Below are 26,337 nucleotides of genomic sequence, written 5' to 3' on the forward strand. Positions count from 1 at the left end.
TTACTCATCATCACTAGTGACCCGATTCTTCCTTCTTCTCGCCTTCCTCATGCATTCCTTCCTCGCCCATTCCCTCTTCCCCATGTCCGTGATCATGTCCATGATCTCCCATATCCATCATCTCTGTGCTCTGTTTCCAGTCATGGGATGCGAGATCTTCAGCAGTCATGATGGTTCCAACGCCTTGCTCGGCAACAAATGCTTCAGCAGATGCTTTATCCTTGAAATTAAGGATGCCATACGCCATCGGTGTACGCAGAGAAGCATCATAAACATACGTCGCTTTGCTGTATTCGATCCATTCCTTGTCATTATAATCACGTACAAAATCCATACCGATGTTCTCAGTCCCATTTTCTTCTTTCCATTGGTTCATGCACCCGATGTCGTCAAACTTATAGTTTTTGCCATCCTTAGTTGTAAGCTGTGTTGCATAGGCATCATCCTTCACCTGCATCTTGCAAATGGCACAAATATCCACGTCTTCATTAATTGGCAATGCCGCATATTTGGTTGACCCGCAAGCCGTTAATACCAACAACCCCAACATAAGCAGTATTGTCATTGTCCATCGTTTGTTCATTTACGTAATCCTCCCGAATAAATCATAATACAAGCTGAGATACATAATAGAATGACCCCGATAACCCATACCGGTATGGTGTCATTCGTTGTACCTGGTTGCTGTTGTGGCTCCATTGTCATCGTCATCAGAGGTGATTGATCTGTTGACCAATTCTCTTTGCCTTCTGTAAACAACTCACTCAAAAAGACCATCCCCGGGGATTGAAAGAAAAGTTGATAGGCTGAATTCCTACTAATTAATTGCTCATAGAATGGATTAATTCCATAAGCCATCTCACTAACTCCATCACCATTCAGATCAAGTCCCCGGAAGGAATCCCAATAATTAGATGACATCTCGTTGTCCTGGCTATCTACAGCCGAAGCATCAATCACATTGGATATGAACTGGTTCTGATGGAGTCGGTTGCCTTCTGCAAGTACAAGCTGAAACCCGATGAAATTACGCAGAACCTCATTACCACGAACATCGTTATCTGTGGACTCCGCAATGTTCATTCCGACTCGATTGCCTTCCACACTATTGTTCACTATGGAAGATTGATGAACGTCGTATAACAGGATGCCTTGTGAATGTACATTTTCACTCTGCTTCCGAAATGAATTGCCTGATACCGTTGTATTCTTCACGCCCATAATCATGGCACCGGTGATGTTGTCCTCACCTACATTGTCCAAGACGTAAGAACCATCCATATACATGCAGTGGATACCATATCTTGTATGTAGCAATGTATTGCCTTTTACAGTAGCTTCACGGCTATTCTCCATATAGATTCCATCCAGCATACCCCTAATTTCATTGCCTTCAATATGGTTGCGATGAGCGTTATACAGATCAATCCCGTTGCCCTTCTGACTGCTTGAAGCCGTCGCGGAACCCGTCCATGTAATGTCGTTTTCTCGGAAGATCCCCTCATTAGCGTCACGAGCAAGAATACCGAAGCCCTGTGTCTGAATATGTATATCCTTGATCTCTGCATGATTGGCTTCAACCTCAATAGCTGCTGTAGGTGTACTATGCTGATGTAAAATAGTAAAACCCTGCAACTTTACGCCATCTGCACGAATGTTGATCGTGGATTCAGGAGAATTCGTAGATGCAGACTGAATTGAGCTTGTATCTGTGCCCACGATCATCACAGAGGAATCTCCCAGAAGGGATATGCTCTTGTCTATAGTCACGGGGCCTAAGTACATACCTGGCTTAAGTGTAAGCTCTTCTCCAGGATTCATCGCGTTAATGATCGGTTGCAGCGGAATGAAGCTCTGTTCTTTTGAAGCAGCGGACGCATTCCCTGACATGAATAAAAGCTGAATCAGCATCGCTACAAACAGCCATAGAGTAAGGATGCTCCAAGAGGTGACTTGGCGGTTGATGTTGTTTGACATATTGAGATGCATGCGAGCATTACGCATGAATTGCCCTATAGCTAGGCGAACCTTCTCCGATAACATAAGTAGACATGCTGTGTTCATTCCATTCAAAAAAATGTAGAGCTTTACATTCGGTCTTCAATTTCATTCCTCCATCCTTCACTAGCCTTAACACAATACTGCTCATAGTGTACATAAAAACCTAATGTTTCCATATAGCTCAACATAGCTATAAAGCCGGATTGTTTGTGGCTAAATTGTGAGATACATGAGAATGATGTTGTCTCTCTTCACTTTTCCAATCCTTCTGAGAACAAGAAAAAAAGCTTATTCGGAATAATGAGTATCCGTAATAAGCCCTTGCTCCAATGCATAACGAGTGAGTTGAACTCGGTTTTGCACCTGTAACTTCTGTAGAATATTCTTCAAATGATTCTTAACCGTATATTCAGAAATGTTATATTTCTGCGCGATTTCTTTGTTCGTCCATCCTGCAGCTACTCCATATAAAATGTCCTTTTCTCTAATAGTCAGAGGCACATCCGGCTCTTTTTTCTCCGTTAAGGATACGTCCTTTAAGATCTGATAAGCCACCTCACGGCTCAAGGTCGCCTCTTCTGTAACGATGGAATGGAGATATTCTAACCACATGGAGGGTTCTAGGTTCTTCAACAAATAGCCCTGTGCCCCACACTTTAGTGCTTCCAGCAAATGAAATACATCATCCGAGACGGTAATCATCACGATTTTCACATAAGGGAACATCAGTTTAATCCGCTTAGTCGCTTCCAATCCGTTCATTATTGGCATCTGAATGTCCATTAGAATGAGATCAGGAAGCCACTGCTCTGTAAAATCAATGGCCTGCTGGCCGTCAGTCACAACCCCAATCACTTCAAGAGACGCATCCATGGATAAAATATCACAGATCGCTTCTCTGGCATGCACATGATCATCAACAACAAGCACCCGAATATGACTCATACATGTTCACCATCTTGGCTAAATTGTACAACCGTGTACTCCTGTTCTCGATATAACTTCAAATTCCAGTTCATCGTTTTCAGCCTCTCTTTCATAATATGTAGTCCATATCTATCTTTCATTGCAAACGGATCGCCGGCAAAGCCTCTACCATTATCTTTAATCGTTATTAATCGATATCCATTTTATTCTCACCCATAATCCAGCCTTCGGATGCTTTGGCATGCTTCTGAATATTTACTACAGCCTCGCGCATACACGCGAGAAGCTCAATCTTTTCTTTGGCGGTAAAGTCTTCATCCTTAATGTCCCATTCCAGATTAATGAGGATTGGAGTATCTCTGATCATTCTTCCAATTTGGTTACGGAGTGAGACAGAATCCAGCGTGGGTGATACTGACTGGCTCTGAGAGTCATATCTGAGATTAGCTATCGATTGGCGCACATATCGATTCACTTCATGAACGGTTTTCCGAATTGCATATACTTCTTCCAGGTGTTTCTCTTGTTTACGCTTGGATTCCAGACGTTCTACTTGTACGGATAGTAAAAAGAGAGATTGTGCAATGCCATCATGCAGCTCCTTCGCTAATTTCTCACGAGATTCCAGCACGGCTTTAGCCGCTCGTTCCTGCTCCAATTCCTTTTGGATACGTTCCATATTGCGAAATAGCTTCGTGACGAGCGTAATACTTACAACATAAACCATGACAGGCGTAAGCCAATTACCGAGATCCATAGAGATATAGGGTAAAAGAAATTGGTGGCGTACGTACTCCCATACACCAACAGTTAAGGTTGGGATGAGCAAGATCATCCACTTGATCTGTTTATAAGACATGCTTTCCCTCCTGGGATTCCGAATCATACGATGTAGCGCATCAATTGATTTGCATAGCTATACCTAACTCTAAACAGCATACGTTGTACGCATGCAAAAGGCATGACCCCTTAGAGCCATACCATAGGTGATTTAACTTTTAATTGTAAACATTGTTTGAACGATCATAGACTTTACGTTCCGAAATAGACATCTAATTTACCAGTAGGAGGCGTTGTTGCCATCCACACCGCAGCAAGATTATCCGGAGCAGATGTTTGTGCTGTGATATAATCCCCGATCAGTACTGTCGGTACCGGCGAGATTCCGTTTGGATTAAACGAAGTTGTGGTCAGTCGGCGATTGGTGAAGGTAGCTCCTCCATCAAACGACTCTGCAACAAAAACATCCAGCAGAAATCCATCGATCCGGTTGGAGTAATAGATAACCCTTATCGTGCCAGCGAATGGTGAGACAGTAATAAACGGAAAGAAATTTTGCGTTCCTGGAGGTGCAGCCGTAATGCTGACTGGGTCAAACCAGAGCAAGCCATCTGGTGAACGAGAAAGTAGCACATCGGTGTATCCATTACGTGCATCATTCCAAACAGCATATACCGTTCCGCTAAAGGGGCTAATAGAGATATCAGCTCCAAGGCATAAATTGGTCTGTACTCGAAATTGATAATTGGGCACAGGCAACGGTGAAGGAGCAGGTACAACAGAAGAGATAAATGTAGCCTGTCTCTCGACCGGCGGTTGATAGTTGATCCCGCCATCATAAGATATGCGTAACAGTGCAGAGGGGCTCGCCGGCCCGGTAATAATGTACCCTGCATACACCTCTCCAGAGAAGCCTACAGCTAGTGCTGCCCGGTCATGTATTCCCCTTGGATTAGATTGTCGGTCAGGGCCTTCCCACGTCAACCCTTGATCAAGCGACCGCTGAGTAAATATGGATGAAGACGTTGTGGCGAGGGGCGTATATCCGACATAGGCATTACCTCTATACGGGCTGCCGGGTGAACGATCAACTGCAATAAACGGCTCATCATTATGAATTACCGTGCCATATCCTGCTTGAACGATAACCGGTGGTTGCCAGCTTAATCCATCATCAAATGAGGTATAACTGACAATCGTACCATCATTAATACCGTTAAATACGTGGACTGTCACAATAAAAGTGCTTGGAAATGTATAGTCAATCGTCGGTGCCTCGGCACCCGAATATCCCGGAGGATTGGGTAATACCGTTGTTGACCACGTGCTACCGCCATCGATTGAGCGATAAAGACCTGTTAATGTGGGGCCGGTGCTTGTATCTACAGCAACCACACACATAATACTGGGATTAAGCGTATTAACCGCAATCGAAGGTTCGAATTGATTCCCTGCCAATGCTCCAGTAATATTAACTACAACCATTCCTATCACCTCATTTCTTCTAAGGAATATTGGTAAATCGGTCTATTAATGACATCTCCGATTGGAGAATTCGCTGGATAAGCTGACCCGTTGAATCGACGCCATACACGTTAATCATCGTACTTGTGGCACTGAAATAATCACTTTGTACTTCATAAAAGGATGCATTGATAAGTGGATATACAAAAGTTCTGCCCGCTTGGGGAGCCAGCTGAAATAAATCATGACCCACCGGGATACGTACGGTTTGTGTAGAGTCCCAGCGGAAGACTTCAAGCTCAACATTGACAGCAGCGTTAAGAGAGTCATTAAGGCAAGTCACGATAACCTGGGTAGATTGCGTTGTTCCCGTAATGGGGTTATAGATAAGACCCGTGCTAAAAGGCACAAGTATTCACTCCCTTCTCCTGCAACGTTCTATTTAAGGGGATTTATCGTATAATATGTTGTCCTACTTTCAACGGAACGGCATTCAACTAAAGATCAAAAAAAGCCACCGATCTCTCTAAGATCAGCAGCCCTTTTGGAGGAGTAAAACGATACATGAAATCCATCATACAGTTATTACATTTTGGCTATCATCAGGCGATGAGTTGTATTTTCCCGGTTATTATTTTTGGGACATTAGCGCTTACGAGTGTCATTGCAGTGCCTTTTTTTCATCGTTATGATGCCATCTTAATCATACTTCTTATCGTGCAATATCTGATGTACCGCAGTGGCCTAGAAACGCTTGATGAAATCAAGGTCATCTGTGTATTTCACTTGATTGGCTTGGTACTTGAGATATATAAAGTATGGATGGGCTCATGGTCGTACCCTGAACCTGGATATACTAAACTATTGGGTGTTCCACTATACAGTGGGTTTATGTATGCAAGTGTAGCTAGCTTTATGTGCCAAGTGTGGCGTAGACTTCGGATGGATATGACGGGCTGGCCAGGCGGAATATCCTCCGTATTGCTCGGAGCGGCAATCTACCTCAACTTTTTCACACATCACTTTATTCCTGACTTCCGTTGGTGGCTCACAGCACTTGTGTTTGTTGTCTTCTGGAAAACATGGATTATCTACCGTGTACGTTCTACAACCTATCGAATGCCTCTATCGCTCGCTTTTATCATTGTTGGATTCTTCATCTGGACTGCTGAGAACATCGCTACATTCTTTAATGGTTGGAAATACCCTGATCAGCATGAAGCGTGGCAACTCGTGAGCTTCAGTAAGATCAGCTCCTGGTTCCTCCTTGTTATTATTAGTGTCATCATCGTTGCACAGCTCAAATATGTGAAAGCCAATCGAACGCGAAACATTCATAATTAAATTTAGGTATAGGTTATTAGGATCATTGTAGACTGATGTAGTACATTAAACAGAAAACTCCCCACTCTTTAGGAAGATTTGGCCGAGTGGGGAGTTTTACTTAACTATACTAAATTTAGAAATAGCACTGTTTACCGTTAGTTTGTTGCTGGGTATAGTACATCATTACTTTTGACATTTAGTTACGTGTTGTTGAGCGTTGTTCGCTTAATCATAGATAATGTTTCAGAGGCTTGCTGGTTGTTGAACTAAGTCTTTCTGATAAGCCAACACTTGATCCCAGTCTCCGTGAAAAATAGGAATCCGATAATATCCCCTTCGTTCGTATAATGCAGCCGCTTCTGGTTGCAGCGGACCTGTCTGTAGCTTCAAATTACGATAGGCAAAATGGATAGCAAGACGTTCAGCCTCAGCCAAAATTGCTTGAGCAACGCCTTTACGCCTATAGTCAGAGCGTGTATACATGCGCTTCACTTCCACGGAATTTTCATCGAGGGGTCTAATGGCTCCACAGCCAACAGGATATCCGTCTAACCGAGCTACAATAAACGCTGATCGCGGAACCTCCACGTCAGAGAGTTGGAATCCTGCCGTCCCGTCACCTCCGTACAACAATCCGAGCTCCTCGCTCAGCTCCTTCATTAATTGTACTGAATCCTCACTTCTTACATCTTCGGCGGCAGCAAGCACGATTGTCGACGACATGCGAATCCCCCTTTATCTCATTGGATTTATTGGATTATTTTGTGATTAATCTAAATTATCATGAACCACCCTGAGCGTCAATTGCTTCATCTATAGAATCTTTTGATAAGACATCCATGGATTAGGTTCAAGGTATTATCGAGATTACTCGCCGAATAGAGAGCTATTGCTAGAACGTTGAATAAAAAAACCGCCAGGTTGGCGGTTCTCCAAGCTATTCGGTAATACGAGTACTCGTTGAATCCATATTATATTGTCCTTACTTATAGGAGTCTAACACCTGACCCAAAATTTGAATCCCTTTTACAATCTGCTCATCCGATGGCGTTGAGAAATTCAGCCTAATGGCATTACACGGCTCACTCTCATCCACGAGGAAAGCTGTACCAGGAACGACCGCAACACCTTGAGCAGCAGCAGTCTTGGCATATTCGAGCATCGGAACTTGATGTGGTAGATCACACCAGAGGAACAGTCCTCCTTCGGGTTGAGTGAAGGTAATACGGTCGCCCATATGCTGATTCAACTGTTCAATCATTAACGCTGATTTTCTATGGTAGATGGTTCGAATGCTATCGATATGACTATCGTAGTCATACTCTGCCATGAACTTGTACGCCAAAATCTGTGGAAGCATAGCGGTATGTACATCCTCACCTTGCTTAGCCACAACCATCTTCTGAACAACCTCATACGGTGCAAGCACGTAACCCACACGCAGACCCGCAGATAGAATTTTGGAGAAGGAACCTACATAAATGACAAGACCTTCATCATCCATCGATTTAATGGTGGGAACATCTTGTCCCTTGAATCGAAGTTCACCGTACGGATTATCTTCAAGAATCATGACACCATACTTTTTCGCCAAATCATAGATTGCCTTACGCTTCTCTTCACTTGTCGTAATACCCGTTGGATTCTGGAAGCTTGGGATCACGTAAATTAGCTTCACGTTCTGCTCTGTTTGCAAAGCATGCTCTAGCTTCTCAATATCCATCCCGTCAGTCTCCATAGGCACACCAACTAACTTAGCCCCCGCTGCTCGAAACGTATTCAAGGAACCGATGAAGCTTGGGCTCTCACAGATTATAGTGTCACCCTCATTACAGAATACTTTACAAGCAAGCTCGATGCCCTGCTGCGCTCCAGATACGATGAACAATTCATCCGATTCTTGGCCTGTATTGAAGCCTGTATTCAAATGTGTCGTTAGTGCTTGTCTTAGCGGGGCATACCCTTCTGTAATTCCGTATTGAAGAGCCGTCACCGGATCATGTTCCAGTATGGATTGTGTGAACGTACGGATCGCCTCAATCGGAAACGTCTCTGGTGCAGGATTACCTGCCGAGAACGGGATAACGTTCTGACCTGAAGTTGCTTTTAAAATTTCGCGAATGATGGATGGCTGTAATGCAGCAATCCTGTTAGAAAATGAGTAGTCCATCGTAATAATGCCTCCCTATTTGTCGGTACATCTATTGGTGTTTGTGTTTATGCTTAACCTCTTTTGTCTCGCATTGCTTGTACGACTTACATTCGTTGATTGTATCATAAGTGAATTCATCCGTTCATCCATAAAATAAAAGAAACACGACTAACCGGCTTATGGTCAGTCGTGCTTAGAGTATTATGAATTACTGAAAGAACCGCTGCCTGACTTCACTGTCTGTACCTCATACATGTTAACAGTCATACTGATCAGATAGTCTGGCTTCTCTTGCGATTTTTTCTCACGGTGGCCTTTGATATGTACATCGCTTTCTCCCAGTTTTTCCACGCTTCTTCTGATTCCCAGCGAATGATGACAAGAACTTCTTCTTGCTCTTTGTTTCGCTTGTTGACCATGACACTGAAATCAATAAGACCTGGCATTTCCATAATCGGAGAAGGACCACTCCATCGTTCTACGACCTGATCACTATACCCTTTTTGTATAATCATGCTTCGAGTTTGGATTAACATCATTACCTCCTAGATCGTTTCAGATTATTGAAATAAATGAGGTATCCATGTTACCTTGCTCTTCTTGCTTGGATACCCTCAACTTCTATTCTAATTCAATTGAAAATGATTATCAATGATAATCGATGTGAAGCTTAAGCTGATTTCAGGTTACTCACTTCAAGTCTTTAATAAAAGCAACAATTCGATTCGCTTCTATGAATCCAATCTTCGCATGAAATGCTTGGCTTGAATGGTTCGTAAGCTCCGTATCTGATGCAATTTGGGTACAACCTACAGACTTCGCCCATTTCTCTCCTGCTTCAACTAATCGTTTTGAAATACCTTGATTCCTGCACTCTTGCTCGACGTATATGCCCTCAACATAACCAACAGGCGATGAATTGGATCCTTCAACATAATCAGTTCTTATCGATAAGTGAATAAATCCAACGTAACTTTGTTGAGATTTGGCTAGATAGAGTCTGTCTTTCTCTGATTGTAATACATCTTCAAAGTCAGCTCTGAGGTGTTGCCACGAATTTTCGGGCCATAATTTTAAGGCTAATTGTGTCACTTCATCTAGGGTTGTCTCATCTGCCTGTACAATCTCCATCCATGCACTTCCTCTGCTTAAAATTAGTTTCTCGTCAATGTAAGCCTTGTTACATATGATTTGTCCTTAACTCGCAGCAATTGTTATCACACGGGGTAAACTCGAATTTTTGATCGTTACCGTGTATTTTTTCATTTGCTTATCTGCACATTCATCCCATTTCTCTGAGAACAGATAGAACATATCTCCAAAGTTCATTCCTGCGGGTAAATTATCTTCGAATTTGATCTCCGCAATCTCCGAATCAGGCAATTCGTCTAACACCTCTACCTTAGCGTGAAAAACCATGCCCAAACTCCCGTTCCATTTATAAATACCGTAGGGAGTGAGTTCGAATTCAACCGCTCCTGTCTCCTCATACAACTCTCGACTTGCAGTTTCTAACATCGTTTCTCCTGGTTCCCTATTGCCCCCTGGGATCTCCCAACCTCCCCGTTTGCTGTTATGGATAATAATGAACTTATCGTTAAAGGTTGTGAGCATAATGGCAAACTGTATTTCATCATGATTAATCTCATTAATATCATACCAATAGCTCATGCTATCCTTCTTCCTTATGTTTATTTCTGTTTCTCCATAGTCGATATACCGAATAATTGCTTCATCATTAAAGGCTTCTATTATTTTCTATTCTGCTTATAAATTCATCTACTTGTTTTCTAGTATTTAAAATGATGACTTGTTTATCTCGCTGTATGTGTTCGAGCTTCTTCAGAACGTTCATTCCACTTCTTTTCTTATAATTCCACACCCATTTCACGAATTCCCAATCTAACTTTTCATTACACCCTTCATTCATATCGGGTCTACTCTTGTTATGGTACATGAAACGCCGTTTGATGATCCGATAGCAGCATAAGAGCCTGGGCATATCCAAAAAGATAATGACATCCGCTCTCTCGATCCTAGTATTCATTGTTCTTGAATAGTTGCCGTCCATAATCCATTGATCTTGATTAGTAAACTTATCAATCATCTGATCCCACTCATCATTCGGTTTAGGAACCCAGTTTGGATTCCAGAAGTAAGCATCTAAATGAATAACAGGCAGATTAAGAATGTTACTTAGCTTTTGGGAAAGCGTTGATTTGCCAGATCCACCTGATCCAATCACCAAAATTCGATTCATTTTGTTCTCCTTATATCATCAGAGTTTTGAAACTCATACTTATTGGGCTATATTATTTTGACGTATAGGCTTTTTTCTCAGGATAAATACCGGCCACCAGATCAACAACAATATCGTTCCTCCAACGACAAAGACAGCCCAAGTTGAACCTTGGGATACTTGAGCAATTAGAAATTCCCATTCGTTCATACCATCGTTTCTCCCTACACTATTGATGAAAAGAGTTAGTGGCACAATTAAGGATAGACCAATTGTTAATAGAGATAAAATAACCAGCTTCCTACGAATTACGCTTAAAATTCCACTAGCAAGTGTCAGGAGGAAGAACAACCAAAACATCATTGATATCCAAGCTGGAAGTGTTTCATACATCATATATAGCCTCAGCCCTCCTCCTTAATTAAATTCTCCCATTCTTCAAATGACAATTTATCTGTTATTGATTTGAACTTTTCAGGTACAGAAACAAAACACATCAACTCCAAACTATTCCCATCTGGATCGTTAAAGTATACGGAGGCATTCCCTTGGTTTGCACGTACAAAAGGTTCAACTGAACTTCTTCTCCCAAAAGGAACGGGTTCAACACCAATCGTTTTTAGCCAATCCATACTATGTTTCAATTCCTTATAACTTACTCTAAATGCAATATGTCTTATGGAAGGATGATATGGCAGCCGATGTTCCGCCCCTTCCCAAAGACCTAGCCAGCTCTTCTCTTTCTCAATCCAGAAGAAGGCCGTGTCTTCATCTTCCCAAGCAAGCTCCAGTCCTAGTTTTGAATAAAAATCGATTGATCTATTTTTGTTACTTATGGGTAAATGAGCTTCATACAGACCTAGAATCATTCAACTCAACTCCTTCAACGTTATAACTGCAAATCGCATCCATCAAATGCTTTATTCGCCTGAATTAGCGCAACTGCGTCAGTAATGGCATTCTTCTGAGACTCCGTTAGTTTTCCTTTATCCCCATCCCAATCCTTCAGCCACCAAAAGAAAGAGCTGATATTTCTATATTCCATGAATAAAGGAATTCTTTTGATCCATTCGTAATCAAGATGAATTTCCTCCAGATAACCTTCTAGATACGATGTTAAGAAATACTTGGAGAATTCGTTTTTGGAACACCACTTCAGATGATCTGAGCCCCACCATACAGCATGTGTAGCTGCTACCCCAATATCCATAGCGTACCAACCATACAATGAATCATCAAAATCAAATACGGTGATTTCACCATGTTCAATCAAAAAATTATAAGGATGAAAGTCGTAATGTATTAGCCCATATGCTTCAGGGTTTGTAGGCAATAATACCAATTCCTGCTCCACTGCTCTAAGCTTACTAACAAGCACAGCGTATTTGCCTATATGTAAATGAGGATTATTGATTTCAAGAGGACTCCATTTCACTCTCATATGTTGTGAATCCGTAGGCTCGTATAATGAGCTGGTTAACTTATGCATACGTCCCATTGTCACACCCCATCGTTTAAATAAGGGTGAATCCCAAGCCTGTGGATCTGAATCAAAGAACTTACCCGAAGCACCCTCAAACGCAGTAGCAATATAACATTTCTCATCATCACTACAAACGGCCGTCATGCTTCCTTCTATTGTAGATACGGGTATAGAAACACGAACACCGTTCATAGCCAAGAAACGAACCCAGTGAACCTCAGCCTGTATGCTCATCTCGTATTCAATGGATTTTTCGGACAATCGTAGATAGTAAGTCTGATTATCCTTAATATATTTATAGACCTCATTTGTTGAATTACTGACAAACTCTAATGAAGTAGGGTTCATTCCAAAAGCTATTGCCGCTTGAGATAGAATGTGTTGATTAACCAAATGCATGTCACGTCCTTCTGAATAGGAGTCGCTTTCCAAACCAACTGCATTGCATTTTAGAGAACCATCAATTAACTATTATATTCAACGTTAAGCTCACGCACATAGACGCCTGTTCCCGAGATGTACACATCTAGACGATCCTGTTCACGGTTTACATTTACCAACACTTGTCCATCTTTATGCACTTCTGTACCCTGTTCAACGATGAATTCTATGTTAGTCGCTTCTTGATCAAGGTATGTCAAATAATAAGCTCCCATCACGCCAGATGCAGTTCCTGTTATCGCATCTTCGATCGTACCTGAGTACGGTGAAGAAAAGTGTCTAGCATGCATCAGTGCCTCTTGCTTAACTGTTACTAATCCAAAAGGATGCACAGAAGACCTTGGATTCTCGACCAAGATCTCTGGGAACATATCATTATTAGACTTCATTCTACTGAAGCTCTCTAAATTTCTAATAGGCACCAACAACGTCCATGTTCCTGTACTTCCATACACGATGGGCATAGTTGGATCAATCTCTTCTTCCGTTAAACCTATGCTCTGTGCCAGCTTCTTAACTGACCCTTGGAATGGAACAAATTGAGGATGATCCTGCTTCATCGTTACCATCAGTTCATTATTGATGTAATCAAACGTTATAGGTAGGATTCCGACATTCGTTTCAATCGTTACAGCATTCTGGGATGCTTCAATATGTCCTCGTGTCTTCAAACAATACATCGAAGCCATCGTTGCATGTCCACATAAATTAATCTCGTGTCCTGGTGTAAAATATCGTAGTTTATAATCCGCTTGTCTTGATCTTAGAACAAATGCCGTTTCGTTAAATCCAACAGAACGTGCAATGGACTGCATTTCCTTTTCAGACAAGTGATCCGCATCCAAAACAACTCCCGCCGGGTTTCCCATATTAGGTTCTGAAGAGAATGCATCGTAATGTAGAACTTGTATTGTAGGCATGACTATTCCCACTTTCAAAGTTTCTTTGATTAATGAAAAGTTCTTTGAATTCCATAATTATACTTGAGCTGTGCTTTTTCTACCAATATCATGAGCGAACTTTTTCCCAATTGACGTACCAATCTTTCTCCAGCTTCCTGTATGATGGAATGCCTCTTTTGATTCTTGTCCAAGCATTCTATGGCTCCTTGCATAAAATGTGAATAGATAGAAAGCGAGGTGATAAACATGCCGATTCAATTCCTAGATTCACGATTGTCCCTTCATAACACCTTTAGCTCTGGTACTGAAATACTATCAACAACGCCTGTGTTAGTAGGCGATATCGGTCTTCAAACGGTTGCAGCTATAGGAACTCCCAATCAAAGTGACGTACGCATTCAACTCTGGGGAACAGTTGGTGTTTTTAGATCTGCTTCAAACGTAGTCAATATTTATGTTGTCCGAGGAGGTACCGGAGCTTTCGGTTCAGGTATCATTATCTTCAATTCTACAATCGACTTATCCTCCGGTCCTGGCAGTAGATTATTTAGTTTTGCTGCTGGTGATTTCCCTCCGGCAATTAATGTTGCAACTGGTCAAATTCGATATACGATGTTTGTTGGAAGCACATCAGAAGACCCTGTAACAGTTATTGGCCCTGTATCCTTTAATGGCTCTGCTCAAGCAGGGACTTCATAAAAAATCTATAGAGAAAGGCGAGAATAGGAACGTCCCAGTCATATGCTGCGTGTTCGGCTGTTCGTTTCATTCTCGCTCTATGGATTGAGAAGAACAGCCCAATTGGGGTCTTGATAACGTTTATCAACGACTTCTCTAATGAGAGTAAGCTGCTCAGGAATATGACTCAATCCCTTAATTTCAAAATGATATGGTTGCTTCATCCCACGATCTCCCATACTAATCAATCCTTCACGCCAATTGTCAGGCAAAGTATTAACTAAAAACGATACACCGCGGCGGTCTACTTCGTACTCATTACCTAATACATCGACTGCCTTCCATACATTGTAATCAAATTCATTTTCTAACTCTGCATAGAAAGAAATGACCATTTCATTTGTGCCTTGTTCCATATCGGATTCCTCAAGAGCTGTCCCGTTCAACTCAAAGTGATCATTCAATACTTGATACTCTTTTGGCTCTACCAATTCAGCAGGTTTGAACGTAATCTGGCTTCCATCCAACTCTGCAACGGAGTAGGCATCTAAGACAAAACGGTAAGGTTCTTCTTCAGGTAAGAACTTGAATGTGTAACTCCAATGCATTTTCCCATTACCAATGACCGTATGATCAGATGTCATCAAACTATCCATAAAACCCTGTTTTCTCGGATTCACAGCATGAATCTCTTCCTTATCCATCGTCTCAAAATGGAAGCTCAGCATCTGGTTTTCCCATAAATCTCCCGGTGATCTAGCCATGGCTTCATCACTAAGCTCTGTCTCCAGTTCTAGACGCACACCCTGTACCATTCTCGTCAGCCGCTTCAACGTCACCGTCATTCCCTGTGGAGTTGTATAACTTCCAGACAACTCTTCGATGGTCGTCTTGCTATTTGCCTCTTTCATATCCATATCGAAACTAAAGTTCCAATCCCCTTTAATGGGTGTTTCATTCCGCTGACCTAGTTTCTCAACATTTCCTTCAATGGTAATCCGGTCTGTCTGTAAAGGCTCCCGGAAAAAGGCGACTAAGTAATAAAAATCATTCGTGTATCCCATATCGTACATGGTGTCTACCTTATTTCCCTCACTGTCCTTAATCGTAATTTGGTTCTCATTGCCAATAACCAATTTGTCACGATTATGCTTCCCTTTGGGATCAAATAGCTGTAAAGCAATCGTCACCCGTGTCGGATCGGCCACAGCTTCATTGATTACGAGCGTATAACCTTTGTCTTTTACTTTAATATGAGGATTGTGAACTAATCCTAACTCTTGTGCTCTCAACAGTCCGATATCCGGATTATCTTTGGCGAATAAAGATCGGAGCATCTCAGAAAATATCGGCACAGTTGAAACCGAAATTGCACTGAGGAGAACAAAAAAGACAACAGCCGCAGCTAACCATCTCCACCGGGTACTAGGAAATCTCTTCTTCCTCTTCTGTTTAGGTAGAGAAGATAATACATTTTCGACAGCATTTTGAACTGGCTCAGGAATAGCCACGTCTTCTGCTTTGGACTTCAACAATGATTTGAGTTCGCGATCAACTGCATCAGGATGATTCATATTTGTCCTCTCCTTTCCCTAGTACAAGCTCAGATAGTTGCTGCCTGGCTCTATACAAACGTGATTTAACTGTCCCATCGGAAACGTGAAGTAATTTCGCTATTTCCTTGACCGATATGTCCTCAATGTAAAATAACATCACGATAGTCTGGAGCTGTTCATCCAGCTGATCGATCACTTCAAACAATTCGATCTGTTCATAATCTCCCGTATAGGATATCTGTCTCGTATCGTATGGAACCGGGCTTACTCGCTGCTTTTTCTTAATAATCCGATTACATTCATTGATCAGAATACGTATAATCCATGTTTTAAAATACGTAGGCTCCTTCAGTGTATGTACATTAGAATACGCTTTGGCAATGGTCTCCTGCATGGCATCAGCACAGTCTTCGTTGTTCTTCACAATGGATCTGGCTACGGCATATAAGCTTTGCTGAACAGCTCGTATTACATATACAAAAGCTTCTTGGTCTCCTTGCCTTGCAAGTGTCACTTTCTCAGATAAATCCACACATGGCTCCCCTTTCTCTTAGGTTCATCTATTCATTAGATCATCGAAGACCTTGTTTGGTTCACAAGTACCGATATTTATTATCGAATGCGTTTGCGCAAAACAGAATCACAGATTAGAATAAAAGTGATTTAATCCCAAAATTAGGATTGGAGGAATTGTCATTGGAGAATCAAAATACAGCTCTAATTATAGTCGATGTTCAAAAGGCTTTTGATGATCCAAAGTGGGGTGAAAGGAACAATCCATCAGCAGAAGAAAATATCAGTAGAATACTTGGGACATGGAGAGACAAAGGGTGGCACATCATACATATCCAACATACGTCCGATAAGCCTCATTCTCTATTTCATCCTACAAATGAAGGATTCCGTATTAAAGAAGTTGTTACACCGAGCGAAGGGGAAATTGTTCTAACGAAGAAGGTGAATAGTAGTTTTATCGGCACACCTCTTGAAGAACATCTGAGACAAAATCATATCACACATGTTGTAATAACAGGGTTGACCACCCCTCATTGCGTGTCTACAACGACTCGAATGAGCGGTAACTTAGGATTTAATACAACTCTTATTTCAGATGCAATAGCCGCATTTGGTTTATATGACCAACATGGCACCTATCATACTGCGGAGACAATTCATGAGATCTCGCTTGCAACGCTACATCATGAATTCGCCACGATTCTAACGACAGATGAGTTATTAGACAGCATGAATGGAATTAGTTAGAGTATATTCTGTATAGAATGCAAAAGTAATATATAAGATCTATTCAACATCCTTTACAAAAGGGTAATATTTCAGCTTAAAACAACAGAAAGCAAAATAAAGCGGAATAACCGACTTATTTTGCTTTTATTTGTTTATGGCTTTATGAAGTTGAGATAAGACTTCTACATCCTGTTATGCGTCTTCCTCAATATGAAACAGTAAATGCTATAGCATGTATTTGATAAGTTTCATGCTCACCTTAAATCCAACTAATCTCCTTGCACATTCGTATATAGTTTCTCTAATATGACTTTTAACTGATCAAGTTCCTCCGGCTCTAAACCTCGCGTAACGTAGTTATGAGCGTCTTTGACCGTTAACAACAACCGTTGTTTTACTTCTTCTCCTTTTGGAGACAAATATAAATGATGGGAACGCTTATCTTGATCATTAACGATACGTCGAACCATTCCTTTACGTTCTAGAGAATGTATCATTCTCACGACAGTGGTTTGATCCCGATCAATTGCCTCTGCCAACTCTTTTTGTGTCATAGCTTTGTCTGTATCCAGATAGGAAATAATACTCCATTGTTCAGGTGTGACCTCATAAGGTTTCAACTGTTTGGTAAAATAGTTGGTAAGCTTGACATCTGTCCTATGGATCAAAAAGCCAGTCACATTGTATAAGTCCATTGTAGTACCCTCATTCGTCATTTTCTTACACCAATTATAGGTGATCTGAATGAATGTTACAAAACATACTCCGAAGAACGAGGCATCTAGAGGCTATTATTCGAGGGCTTCGCAAAGGAATATAAAATGATATCATAACCCCCAAACGGCTTTAGCTAGGTTTTAGAAGAAATGATACATTGACACAATCAAGCTAAGAACAAACAATACGATTGCTGGAATAGCTTTTTGTATTGGATCTTTAGCTAAAACCAACAAAGTGAATGCTCCAGCAAGCATCGTTCCTCCCAGAAGTAATCCCGCCCAAAATGCAACAATAGGTATCCATATCCCAACGATCATACCTATGGCACCCACAATCTCAAACGAACCGGTCAAGACATTAAAGAAAGAGGGCAATCCAAAACGTTTGAATTCTTCGGCCATTTTACCCGAAATAATTTTGCTACCTGTAAATAAGAAAAAGAGACCTAATAGAACCTGTAAAACCGTAATAAAAATCAACATATCTACCCTTCTTTCAAAGTTGTTTTGCATATAGAATTCAATAACATGCTATAGCATGTATTTTGGATGCAACGGTTTGTATTTACAATAAATTATACATTTCGCTGACAATTTACACTTATATTTTATCATTTATATGCTATAGCATATATTTTGTTCGATTTTAACCAGTATGTCAACCTCTATAATAAGCTTTGTAGGTAAATTTCTTTATTTTATGATCATTAACGAGCTAAACTCACTTCTTATAGATCTAAATTCCATGAAATAAAGAGTGGTATTATTGTGGTAACACTAACTCATCTATAACATCTTAAATTCTTGTTCCTCAATACTATTCTTCGTTATAAAAACACAAAAGTCGCCTCGAAGGCGACTTTTATGACCACACAGATCTGTTATGTGGAACAAATCTCATATTAGAATATAATTTTCACCGCGTAATCCACAGCATTTATTCAAATCGATACGTCCAGAATACTTCGGTTCCGAAGCGTTTCTGAATTTCCTTATCATTCAGTTCGTTTTTACCGACAAGTTCAGCCGCTTGGAACTGTGAACGGTGTGCGCGGATCGATGCCATTTTCTTCGCCAGTAACGCCTTCACATCCATGAGGACGTCTGGTTTCCCAATAGCCTGCTCATAGTTTTTGGCGAATGCGATACAATGTACAACCGGACGGTTCTGTGCTGGCATTCGGCTAATTGTGCGGATAACAGCAGCACCCGTCGCATCATGATCGGGATGCACACTATAACCAGGATAGAACGTAATGACGAGCGACGGATTCAACTCATCAATGAGCTCCATAAGCCGGGCATCCAACAGATCCGGGTCTTCAAATTCAATCATTTTATCGTGGAAACCTAGCATTCTTAAGTCTTGGATACCAATCGCATGGGCGGATTCAATCAATTCCTCCTTACGGATGGCTGGTAACGTTACTCGATTGGCAAATGGCGGTATTCCCATATTTCGTCCCATTTCCCCAAGGGTTAGGCAAGCATACGTGACGTGAGCACCGTCTTCTATGTATTTAGCCAACGTTCCCGAAACTCCGAATGCCTCATCATCTGGATGAGGGAATACAACTAAAATGCGCTGATGTTTGTATTGTTCATTATTCATGCTTGCTCCTCCACTTCCATCAGAACATTTCTCTGCTGAGTTGTAACGCTACAACTAACTTTCCTTGAGTATCATGTCCAGCCAAAATTAAGCGATCTTTGTCCTGCTCATCAACATGTGTAAGTCCTTCAGCATAGATCCATCCCTGAGTTGTCTTTAAGCCAACTCGGTATGGACTCGTCGCGGAGATAGATCCCTGCGTATATCGAATGACCGCATTGGAAATAAATGCCGACGCCGGATGTCTTGTGCTGTCCAAGTGCTGAGCATATGCACCTGTCGTTAATTCAAGGTGTACGTATACATCTTGATCAGCAAGTTCGCTGATTCTATTTTGAATGTCTTGAGGCTGTATCGGCTCCATATTGGCCTCCTTATTTAATATAATTGATAGTACAAATCCCATTTTAACATATGTTGCGCGAGAATATACATAAAATGACGTAGAACCCTGATGTGACTCTGTCTGGCGCATCAATCCGTATGATTCGCTTCAACCAGATAAACTCTATCATTAGCGTCAGTTAACTCTGGCATCTCGCTAGCTAGTGCTGGGAGTTCCGCTATAGGCTCACCTTTGATATACAACTCAAGCGCTTCTTTTGCCATATACAAAGCTTCATCTAGTGTATAACCACACGTCAAACATCCAGGTATTTCAGGAAAGGTAACATTGATTCCATCAGCGGCAAAATTGAATATCGCATAAGCTCTGTATGTTCTCATTAAGGGTAAATCAGCCTCTCGACCTCAACTGCATCATCCGTACCCTCAACCCACATGTAGTAACGTGTTCGATCTTTGTAGATCCTCACCTTAGGTGATAGCGAGTAAGATGGTATTGAATAATATCTAGGTTCAACCTGTTCCCAATATTCCCCATTATTCAAAGCGTAATAATTACCAATGTTGTATCCATCAAAGTATTGCATCTCAGTTTCGATATAATCACTCACATGAGTACGTAGATAGTCTAGATATTTAGGTACAGTTTGACTAATGCTCCGATCGCTTAATTGGTCATATGGCACGGTAACATCAATGAATCCTTCGGCTGCTTCTGCCACAATAGTCGGATAGAAACGGACGACAATGCCTTTATTGAAATAATAAAATTCAGACACATAATATGACGGAATTTCATAAATACGCTTCTCCATAATCTGAACACCCTTATCATACTTCAACTGAAGACTCTGAGAAATGATCGACATCAGATTAGTTCTTTTGAATTCTGTATCAACAACATCGTTTAGGGTCATACGTTTACCTGTTGTAAGATCAAAATTGTATGTCGAAGATATGTAGGTTCCTACGTTATCATCCGTGTAATTTATCCCATCTGTATACACGACCGACAATAACTTTTGGTTATTGTACAGCGTTTTAACACTTGTTTTAGACCAGGCTACACGATTGTATTGTTGCAGTGCTCGGTTATCGTCAACGACCTTTACCGTATGTTCCTTTAAAATTTTATTAATGGACTTGGCTACTGCTGGGTTGCCACCGCTAATCTGGATATAAGGCTGACCTTTGTACATATGTACCGCTGTTTTAATTGTTGTAGGAGCCTTAGCCGCTTCTGTTAGGGCTGGCGGAGAAAATCCATAGATGATACAAATGCATAATAACACTACACTAATTCTTCTCACTTCACACCTCAACTTCGTTCGATATATCATGCAAGAATTCACGTTGCCATTTAGATCGTTCGATTTCAACATGTAGAATACTTACTCGGTGACAAAAACCTCTTTACGATCATAAGTAGAATCATTCGCTAGCTTCAGCATAAAGTCAGCCAGATTGGCTCGTGACATTTTCAACTTACGTGACTTATCGGGTTGAATGTGCACCTCATGCACATACTTCCCTGAATATGGCTCCACAGTTAGAATCGGCGGCTGAACCAGCACCCAGTTTAGGCTACTTTGCTTGATTACCGCATCCTTCTCTCGATGGTCATGAAGCAGATTTCTCATCACATTAGGGACAATTAGCTTATACAACAAACCTAACTTACCAGCATCTGATCGCACACCGGCGAAAGAGATATGAATGAATTTGCCTACATCGTTCTGCTCAGATGTTTTAACCATATTATGCATGGCTTGAATGAGTAAGGGCTCACGCTTAAACATGCCTTTGGAACCTATCGCTGAATAAGCCACATCATAATGTTGAGCCTTGGTGACCCTATCAACGTCTTCCATATTCGTGATCTCTCCGGTATGGACATGAAGATTGGGATGAGTCATGCTAAGCTTAGACGGATTGCGAACAAAGGCGGTAACCTGATGCCCGTTATTCAGTGCTCCTGCTACGATGTGGCGGCCAGTTTTGCCAGTGGCTCCAAAAACAATAATGTTCATAACCTTACTCCTGTCGCTCAAAATAACTACCTTCTATCCTCTTTGATTACATCGTGGTCTTGCTATCTTAACTGGTAGGTTGTATGTTGTTCAATCACCATTCTATCCCTCAATGATATCGGCGCGCAGATCGGTTGCGATCTCAATCATTTTGGGAACGACCGCTTCATTGGAGATTGCCACATACAGATCTCCCGAGAATAATCGAAATGGAATTTCGTTCCCCTCATGTGACCACATGAAAAAATCTCCGTCAATCGACATGATACTCTCAGGCCCTTTTACATGTAAAACGGGAGAGTATGCAAATTCATCTTTGTCCGCAAAATACTGCTTACATTCCTCCAAAGTGATCGCTTGTTCCGCGTTATTCTCCTGCATGGTTCGTGTAATGCGATAGCGTTGATTCATTTATAGACCTCCTATATATAGCTTTCTTATCTGTAGACAGTTCCCCCATATCCATTTCTCACAACACAACATTTTCTCATTCTCTGAATCTAATGTCAAAAAAACGACGACATAAACCAAAGTTCTGGCAAATGCAGTCGTGTTCGTTAAGCAAGCTTCTCATTTTATTAGAAATACGTGTATTTAAAATTAATTCGGCTGATCTTCCAGCGATCATCCACATACTCAAACTCTAACGTCCGAGTGACCCAGGTGTGGAGCGCAAAGTAAGAGAGATGAGTCATTACAGCTTCGGAATGGTAGATGTTCAGATAGGTGACTGCACTTTGATGTTTGGAATCAAATTGGATTCGAAAAGGCAAACCTTTATTCCATAGGATCTTACCTAGCAATTTATCCGTAAAATAAGGTTTAAGATGTACTTTAGCGTATTTTACATCTGTAATCACAGCAGCCTCATTAGCTGCCTTGGACAGCATATCAATCTGTTTATCAGTCAGATCGGGAATCCGTTTAATTTCCGTGTATATTAATATCGTTTGATCTTCCCATTGTATTTGCGCTACTTTGAAGGACGAATTCCAACTGACAGTGGCTCCGAACACATCACTCAGAAATTTCAAAGGAACGTAGGTAACCCCGTTGTATACCTGCGCGGGCACATCAAGCATAACCTTCTGATCATTCAAGCTCACTTCGTTAGAATTTATTTTCATACGGATCGTAGTATCCTCGCCAAGGATCGTAACCATCTTCGCTTCTTGATTCCAATGTACCTGATACCCGAAATGGGTAGAAACCACCCTGATTGGAATTAACGTTCTGCCACTAATAATCTTGCCATTATCAATAATGATAGGCGATTCTTTCAACTCAGATGCTGAAACGGCTGCTGAGAATCCAACGGTATGAATGAATAGAAAGATGATAAGTACTGAAAGGATCTTGTTCATAATGTCTGCTCTCCCAATGATGTAATATGTAGGTCTAGAATTATATATAGCCACTCATTTAAATACAATTTCTAAATATTGGTACAATCTTCGTTACTACTTATCAATGAATAAAAACCGCAGCACTGAATATTCCAGAACTGCGGTTTCGTTCCTTACACCACATTTAAGCGAGCAAGAATGGAGATTAAGTTTTAGTAATATACGTTTCATATAAAACACTAAATGTGAGTGTAGATATAAATGGCGATATGGCTAGCACAAATCCAGTTTCATAAAATGCACTAAGCGCAAGGTAAAATAAAACACTTACGATCCCGGCGAATACAACATGATACACGATGACATTCATAAAGTGCTTTCTCTCTAATAACCTATCTCTGAGCCAAACTAGGACTGTGCTGAGCAATACGATTACGACAAATACTGGTACGCTGATATAAGCAAAATAGAATATAATACTGACGCGATCACTCATATCCACGCCGGCTTGAGGATCTATGAGCATAAATCCACCATATATGCCGACTGCGATAAGCGTAACGATCACATTAGTGATTAGAAAACGCGAGAAAAATGGCAACCCCTCACTGGTTCGATTCAATACTTGTACCCACCTTTATTGGGATCGGAGAGCTTATTTCAGAGCTGCTGGTAATTTCACGCCGAGAATCTTGCCTTCGGTCTGAATGATGAGCATCCCATTCGTTTTTAGGGTTCTATGATGCAGATCTCCTCCGGTTGCTGCCCGGAACAGAGGCTTCGCTGACAGCATATCGATGCCAAGCAAGGTACCGTTGCGCTGTGCCCGATACATGCCTTTACCATAGACATCAAGCTGGGAAAGAGGTGCATCTCCTAACCATTTGACCTCCTGACCATTAGCCAGCTTAATGCCAGTTAGCTCTCCTGTCGTATAGTTCTTATAGATCAGCCGTTCTTGAACGATGCCGATCAACTCTAGATTGTCACCCTGAGGTTGCTGTAATGTTCGCAAAGGAGCTTCTCCTTTTTTGTAGGCGTTTAGCGAATACTCTGCTATTTTATCCCCCTGTTCAATGTACAATTTATCTTGGTTCGCCAATATACTGCCTCGACCATTCGCATACGGTGGTTCTCCAGCCATTTTCCAGGAATACTCCTGACTGCCTTTCAACACACCCGTCTTCAAATTGTACACATTGACCTTCCAGGTTCGATTAGGGTTTGAATCGTATTCTTCCAGCATTGGCGAGTAATAGTCGATCGAATATACAAGACCACCTTTAACTTGCAGAGCTTCTCCCTGACCGAATTCACTCCATAGCTTCTTACCTGTTTTCTTGTCATACGCATTAAGCTGAATCGATGAAAGTGCACCTTGCACATTGAAGGTTCGCAGTACAACCCCATCAGACTCCTCTAGATACGTAGTGCCGTTCCCTTCACCCAACGGTTCATTCGCCTTCCAGCGTAGCTTGCCTGACTTCATATCAAATGCAAAAGTTGTACTTCCATTAATCACATAGAATGTATCTGTCTTAGGAATTAAAGCTTCGGTACGCAGCATTGCATCTATACTCGTGGTGGTGCCAGACTGCCACTTTACCTTACCGGTCTTAGCTGTCAGTGCGTAAGGTTTGTGATCAGCACTTAAACCATAGAGAGTCCCATCCTTGTAAGTGATGAATGGTGTTAGCTTTTTGCCGTACGTCCATAACTGTTTCCCTGTTTTGGCATCGAGTGCAACCAACTTCGAGCCTACAAATGTAAATACCTTACCCTCTTCAGCAATAGCACTGCCTTCTAAGTAAGCTTCGTTCATCTTAAGGTAATTATCTACTTTGGCACTCCATGATACTTTTACCTCAGGTACGGAGTAGCTATTATATGAATGCCAGTTGCGCACCGAAATATCAGTTGCTTCTGCTTGGGCTTGAGTTGGTAATACGCCGAGGACGCCACAAGCTGCAAACATAGCAGCCGTAACGCCTGCCATGACAGGCTTAATTAATCCTGTTTGGCGAAATGAGTTCATACGGTGATTCTGTTTATTGGACATGTTAGATATACCTCCTAGTCTAAATCCTTCCATATGTGACCACATAAACATAACGCGATGATCAATGATAAAGTTGCAAATTTTGTAATTAACAAATAAAACACTAAAAAAAGCCACCGTTGGGTGACTTTTTAAATCCATAAGTTGTTTAGACGTTTTGCTTTGGATCATCTATAGCTCTGCGCTTATAAATAATGCCTTGCAATACTAATTGAACGACGAGAAAAATCATTGAACCAGTAATTGAAAGGGTACTGAAAAATAGAATTGAATCCACTCTACGAAAGAAAATGGAGATCATTATTCCACTAACCACACCAAGCAAAAGATAAGCGATTACGAACGTAATTAATCCTTTTACACCTTCAGAATGGAATTTATTAAATATCATTGTATCGATAAATGGAGACAGCATTATGCCTAATATGATAAATACAAAGAATATCGGAACGACTTGGATCGCAAATATTCCACCGAAGGAATAATAGCCTACGTCAGATACTCGATCAGATTCGGGTGTATAGGCTCTCCAAGATCCATACAAACTCAAGATTAGTGTCGAGACGAAAACTGCGATGATCTTCATCCCAATATATCGGTAATCCTTAGCATACATCTATCCCTCACCTCCACAACACTGGATCATCCTCTGTTATCTCTATTAATTTCTTATTGTTTCTCCGTACACAACATGCCAATGTAGATGCTTGGAATCTTGGTACTTTCCTATATTCGTGACAATTTTGCTCGCCCCGTATTCGGAGATTAATCTTGCAGAAACCTGTGAAACAACTTCCATCAGCTCAATTAACAACAGATGGTCTCGCTCTTCCATAAGACTTATTAACGAGTCAAAATGTTTCTTGGGAATGACAACAATATGAACTTCATAGAACGGACGAGTGTGATAATACGCTAAGACATTTTCGGTTTCCATTACGGTCGTTACTTTTGTTTTACCGTTCAATACCTCGTCACAATAAAAATCGTTCGTCATCTACTCACGCTCCTAATTCAAGTTTATCAGTTACT

General features: G+C 41.2%; 34 protein-coding genes. 3 read left to right on the top strand and 31 right to left on the bottom strand.

Annotation, left to right across the window (positions count from 1 at the left end; genetic code table 11):
* Positions 1-13: 13 nt before the first annotated feature.
* The 6 genes from ASD24_RS03725 to ASD24_RS03750 form a co-directional block, all read right to left on the bottom strand.
* Entirely contained in the window at positions 14-583 is a 570-nt protein-coding gene (locus tag ASD24_RS03725) for a nitrous oxide reductase accessory protein NosL (protein WP_056691663.1), read from the bottom strand.
* Positions 580-1,977 carry a right-handed parallel beta-helix repeat-containing protein gene (locus tag ASD24_RS03730; protein ID WP_235540324.1) on the bottom strand — a complete coding sequence of 466 codons (1,398 nt, stop codon included), beginning with the start codon at positions 1,975-1,977 and terminating at the stop codon, positions 580-582. The genes ASD24_RS03725 and ASD24_RS03730 overlap by 4 nt, the downstream gene beginning before the upstream one ends.
* Positions 1,978-2,289: 312 nt before the next feature.
* Positions 2,290-2,946 carry a response regulator gene (locus tag ASD24_RS03735; RefSeq protein ID WP_056691666.1) on the bottom strand — a complete coding sequence of 219 codons (657 nt, stop codon included), beginning with the start codon at positions 2,944-2,946 and terminating at the stop codon, positions 2,290-2,292.
* Positions 2,947-3,115: 169 nt separating this feature from the next.
* Positions 3,116-3,787 carry a sensor histidine kinase gene (locus ASD24_RS03740; protein WP_235540326.1) on the bottom strand — a complete coding sequence of 224 codons (672 nt, stop codon included), beginning with the start codon at positions 3,785-3,787 and terminating at the stop codon, positions 3,116-3,118.
* A gap of 173 nt (positions 3,788-3,960) precedes the next feature.
* A complete protein-coding gene (locus ASD24_RS03745; protein ID WP_056691668.1) occupies positions 3,961-5,193 on the bottom strand; it encodes a sialidase family protein in 1,233 nt (410 codons plus the stop codon).
* Between the two features lie 19 nt (positions 5,194-5,212).
* Positions 5,213-5,581 carry a hypothetical protein gene (locus tag ASD24_RS03750; protein ID WP_056691671.1) on the bottom strand — a complete coding sequence of 123 codons (369 nt, stop codon included), beginning with the start codon at positions 5,579-5,581 and terminating at the stop codon, positions 5,213-5,215.
* 155 nt (positions 5,582-5,736) lie between these two features.
* Here ASD24_RS03750 and ASD24_RS03755 point away from each other — a divergent pair, with 155 nt between their 5' ends.
* On the top strand, positions 5,737-6,516 hold the full coding sequence (locus tag ASD24_RS03755; RefSeq protein WP_056691674.1) for a DUF817 domain-containing protein: 780 nt from the start codon (positions 5,737-5,739) through the stop codon (positions 6,514-6,516).
* Positions 6,517-6,741: 225 nt separating this feature from the next.
* On the opposite strand, the gene ASD24_RS03760 is transcribed toward ASD24_RS03755, so the two are convergent.
* The 10 genes from ASD24_RS03760 to ASD24_RS03805 form a co-directional block, all read right to left on the bottom strand.
* Positions 6,742-7,221, bottom strand: a complete 480-nt coding sequence (locus ASD24_RS03760) for a GNAT family N-acetyltransferase (RefSeq protein WP_056691677.1) — start codon at positions 7,219-7,221, stop codon at positions 6,742-6,744.
* 259 nt (positions 7,222-7,480) lie between these two features.
* Positions 7,481-8,668: an aminotransferase-like domain-containing protein gene (locus tag ASD24_RS03765; protein ID WP_056691680.1), complete on the bottom strand. Its 1,188-nt coding sequence runs from the start codon at positions 8,666-8,668 to the stop codon at positions 7,481-7,483.
* 254 nt (positions 8,669-8,922) lie between these two features.
* A complete protein-coding gene (locus ASD24_RS03770; protein WP_327205222.1) occupies positions 8,923-9,189 on the bottom strand; it encodes an antibiotic biosynthesis monooxygenase in 267 nt (88 codons plus the stop codon).
* 151 nt (positions 9,190-9,340) lie between these two features.
* Positions 9,341-9,781 (bottom strand): aminoglycoside 6'-N-acetyltransferase, encoded by a 441-nt coding sequence (gene aac(6') / locus ASD24_RS03775; RefSeq protein WP_056691683.1) that lies wholly within the window; start codon positions 9,779-9,781, stop codon positions 9,341-9,343.
* Positions 9,782-9,847: 66 nt separating this feature from the next.
* Positions 9,848-10,321: an NUDIX domain-containing protein gene (locus ASD24_RS03780; protein ID WP_056691687.1), complete on the bottom strand. Its 474-nt coding sequence runs from the start codon at positions 10,319-10,321 to the stop codon at positions 9,848-9,850.
* Positions 10,322-10,388: 67 nt separating this feature from the next.
* Positions 10,389-10,910 (bottom strand): DNA topology modulation protein, encoded by a 522-nt coding sequence (locus ASD24_RS03785; RefSeq protein WP_056691691.1) that lies wholly within the window; start codon positions 10,908-10,910, stop codon positions 10,389-10,391.
* Positions 10,911-10,949: 39 nt separating this feature from the next.
* Positions 10,950-11,099, bottom strand: a complete 150-nt coding sequence (locus ASD24_RS30540) for a hypothetical protein (RefSeq protein ID WP_162248919.1) — start codon at positions 11,097-11,099, stop codon at positions 10,950-10,952.
* Positions 11,100-11,293: 194 nt separating this feature from the next.
* A complete protein-coding gene (locus ASD24_RS03795; RefSeq protein ID WP_056691696.1) occupies positions 11,294-11,758 on the bottom strand; it encodes a VOC family protein in 465 nt (154 codons plus the stop codon).
* A 20-nt stretch (positions 11,759-11,778) separates the two neighbouring features.
* Positions 11,779-12,771, bottom strand: coding sequence for a phosphotransferase enzyme family protein (locus ASD24_RS03800; protein WP_056691699.1), 993 nt, complete (start codon positions 12,769-12,771; stop codon positions 11,779-11,781).
* 65 nt (positions 12,772-12,836) lie between these two features.
* A complete protein-coding gene (locus tag ASD24_RS03805; protein ID WP_056691703.1) occupies positions 12,837-13,733 on the bottom strand; it encodes a PhzF family phenazine biosynthesis isomerase in 897 nt (298 codons plus the stop codon).
* 228 nt (positions 13,734-13,961) lie between these two features.
* On the opposite strand from ASD24_RS03805, the gene ASD24_RS03815 reads away from it, so the two are divergent.
* A complete protein-coding gene (locus ASD24_RS03815) occupies positions 13,962-14,414 on the top strand; it encodes a hypothetical protein (protein WP_056691709.1) in 453 nt (150 codons plus the stop codon).
* Between the two features lie 77 nt (positions 14,415-14,491).
* Here the strand turns inward: ASD24_RS03815 and ASD24_RS03820 are convergent, their stop codons facing one another.
* Both ASD24_RS03820 and ASD24_RS03825 read right to left on the bottom strand, forming a co-directional pair.
* Entirely contained in the window at positions 14,492-15,967 is a 1,476-nt protein-coding gene (locus ASD24_RS03820; protein WP_056691711.1) for a DUF4179 domain-containing protein, read from the bottom strand.
* Positions 15,954-16,481, bottom strand: coding sequence for an RNA polymerase sigma factor (locus ASD24_RS03825; RefSeq protein WP_056691714.1), 528 nt, complete (start codon positions 16,479-16,481; stop codon positions 15,954-15,956). Before ASD24_RS03825 ends, ASD24_RS03820 begins: the two co-directional genes overlap by 14 nt.
* 164 nt (positions 16,482-16,645) lie before the next feature.
* Between ASD24_RS03825 and ASD24_RS03830 the strand changes: the two genes are divergently transcribed.
* Positions 16,646-17,212 carry a cysteine hydrolase family protein gene (locus tag ASD24_RS03830; RefSeq protein ID WP_056691717.1) on the top strand — a complete coding sequence of 189 codons (567 nt, stop codon included), beginning with the start codon at positions 16,646-16,648 and terminating at the stop codon, positions 17,210-17,212.
* Between the two features lie 251 nt (positions 17,213-17,463).
* Here ASD24_RS03830 and ASD24_RS03835 read toward each other — a convergent pair whose 3' ends face one another.
* The 13 genes from ASD24_RS03835 to ASD24_RS03895 form a co-directional block, all read right to left on the bottom strand.
* Complete coding sequence (locus ASD24_RS03835; protein ID WP_056691720.1) at positions 17,464-17,889, bottom strand: MarR family winged helix-turn-helix transcriptional regulator; 426 nt, start codon at positions 17,887-17,889, stop codon at positions 17,464-17,466.
* A 162-nt stretch (positions 17,890-18,051) separates the two neighbouring features.
* A complete protein-coding gene (locus tag ASD24_RS03840; RefSeq protein ID WP_056691722.1) occupies positions 18,052-18,426 on the bottom strand; it encodes a DoxX family protein in 375 nt (124 codons plus the stop codon).
* Positions 18,427-18,850: 424 nt separating this feature from the next.
* Positions 18,851-19,525, bottom strand: a complete 675-nt coding sequence (gene bshB2 / locus ASD24_RS03845; RefSeq protein ID WP_056691725.1) for a bacillithiol biosynthesis deacetylase BshB2 — start codon at positions 19,523-19,525, stop codon at positions 18,851-18,853.
* A 19-nt stretch (positions 19,526-19,544) separates the two neighbouring features.
* The gene (locus tag ASD24_RS03850; RefSeq protein WP_056691728.1) at positions 19,545-19,889 is read right to left on the bottom strand and encodes a YojF family protein; all 345 of its coding nucleotides are present in this window, start codon (positions 19,887-19,889) and stop codon (positions 19,545-19,547) included.
* Positions 19,890-19,999: 110 nt separating this feature from the next.
* Positions 20,000-20,251 carry a type II toxin-antitoxin system HicB family antitoxin gene (locus ASD24_RS03855; protein ID WP_056691731.1) on the bottom strand — a complete coding sequence of 84 codons (252 nt, stop codon included), beginning with the start codon at positions 20,249-20,251 and terminating at the stop codon, positions 20,000-20,002.
* A complete protein-coding gene (locus ASD24_RS03860) occupies positions 20,251-21,180 on the bottom strand; it encodes a hypothetical protein (protein WP_156395317.1) in 930 nt (309 codons plus the stop codon). The genes ASD24_RS03855 and ASD24_RS03860 overlap by 1 nt, the downstream gene beginning before the upstream one ends.
* Positions 21,181-21,261: 81 nt before the next feature.
* Positions 21,262-21,900, bottom strand: coding sequence for an NAD(P)-dependent oxidoreductase (locus ASD24_RS03865; RefSeq protein ID WP_056691737.1), 639 nt, complete (start codon positions 21,898-21,900; stop codon positions 21,262-21,264).
* Between the two features lie 102 nt (positions 21,901-22,002).
* Complete coding sequence (locus tag ASD24_RS03870; protein ID WP_056691741.1) at positions 22,003-22,311, bottom strand: hypothetical protein; 309 nt, start codon at positions 22,309-22,311, stop codon at positions 22,003-22,005.
* Between the two features lie 167 nt (positions 22,312-22,478).
* Complete coding sequence (locus tag ASD24_RS03875) at positions 22,479-23,264, bottom strand: copper amine oxidase N-terminal domain-containing protein (RefSeq protein ID WP_056691744.1); 786 nt, start codon at positions 23,262-23,264, stop codon at positions 22,479-22,481.
* 187 nt (positions 23,265-23,451) lie between these two features.
* Positions 23,452-23,868 (bottom strand): hypothetical protein, encoded by a 417-nt coding sequence (locus tag ASD24_RS03880; protein WP_056691747.1) that lies wholly within the window; start codon positions 23,866-23,868, stop codon positions 23,452-23,454.
* Between the two features lie 33 nt (positions 23,869-23,901).
* Positions 23,902-25,305 carry an outer membrane protein assembly factor BamB family protein gene (locus tag ASD24_RS03885; RefSeq protein ID WP_056691749.1) on the bottom strand — a complete coding sequence of 468 codons (1,404 nt, stop codon included), beginning with the start codon at positions 25,303-25,305 and terminating at the stop codon, positions 23,902-23,904.
* A gap of 148 nt (positions 25,306-25,453) precedes the next feature.
* The gene (locus ASD24_RS03890; protein ID WP_056691752.1) at positions 25,454-25,921 is read right to left on the bottom strand and encodes a hypothetical protein; all 468 of its coding nucleotides are present in this window, start codon (positions 25,919-25,921) and stop codon (positions 25,454-25,456) included.
* A gap of 45 nt (positions 25,922-25,966) precedes the next feature.
* A complete protein-coding gene (locus ASD24_RS03895; protein ID WP_056691754.1) occupies positions 25,967-26,302 on the bottom strand; it encodes an HIT family protein in 336 nt (111 codons plus the stop codon).
* Positions 26,303-26,337: the final 35 nt, after the last annotated feature.

The organism is Paenibacillus sp. Root52 (genome assembly GCF_001426865.1).
In the GTDB taxonomy this organism is placed as follows: Bacteria; Bacillota; Bacilli; order Paenibacillales; family Paenibacillaceae; genus Paenibacillus.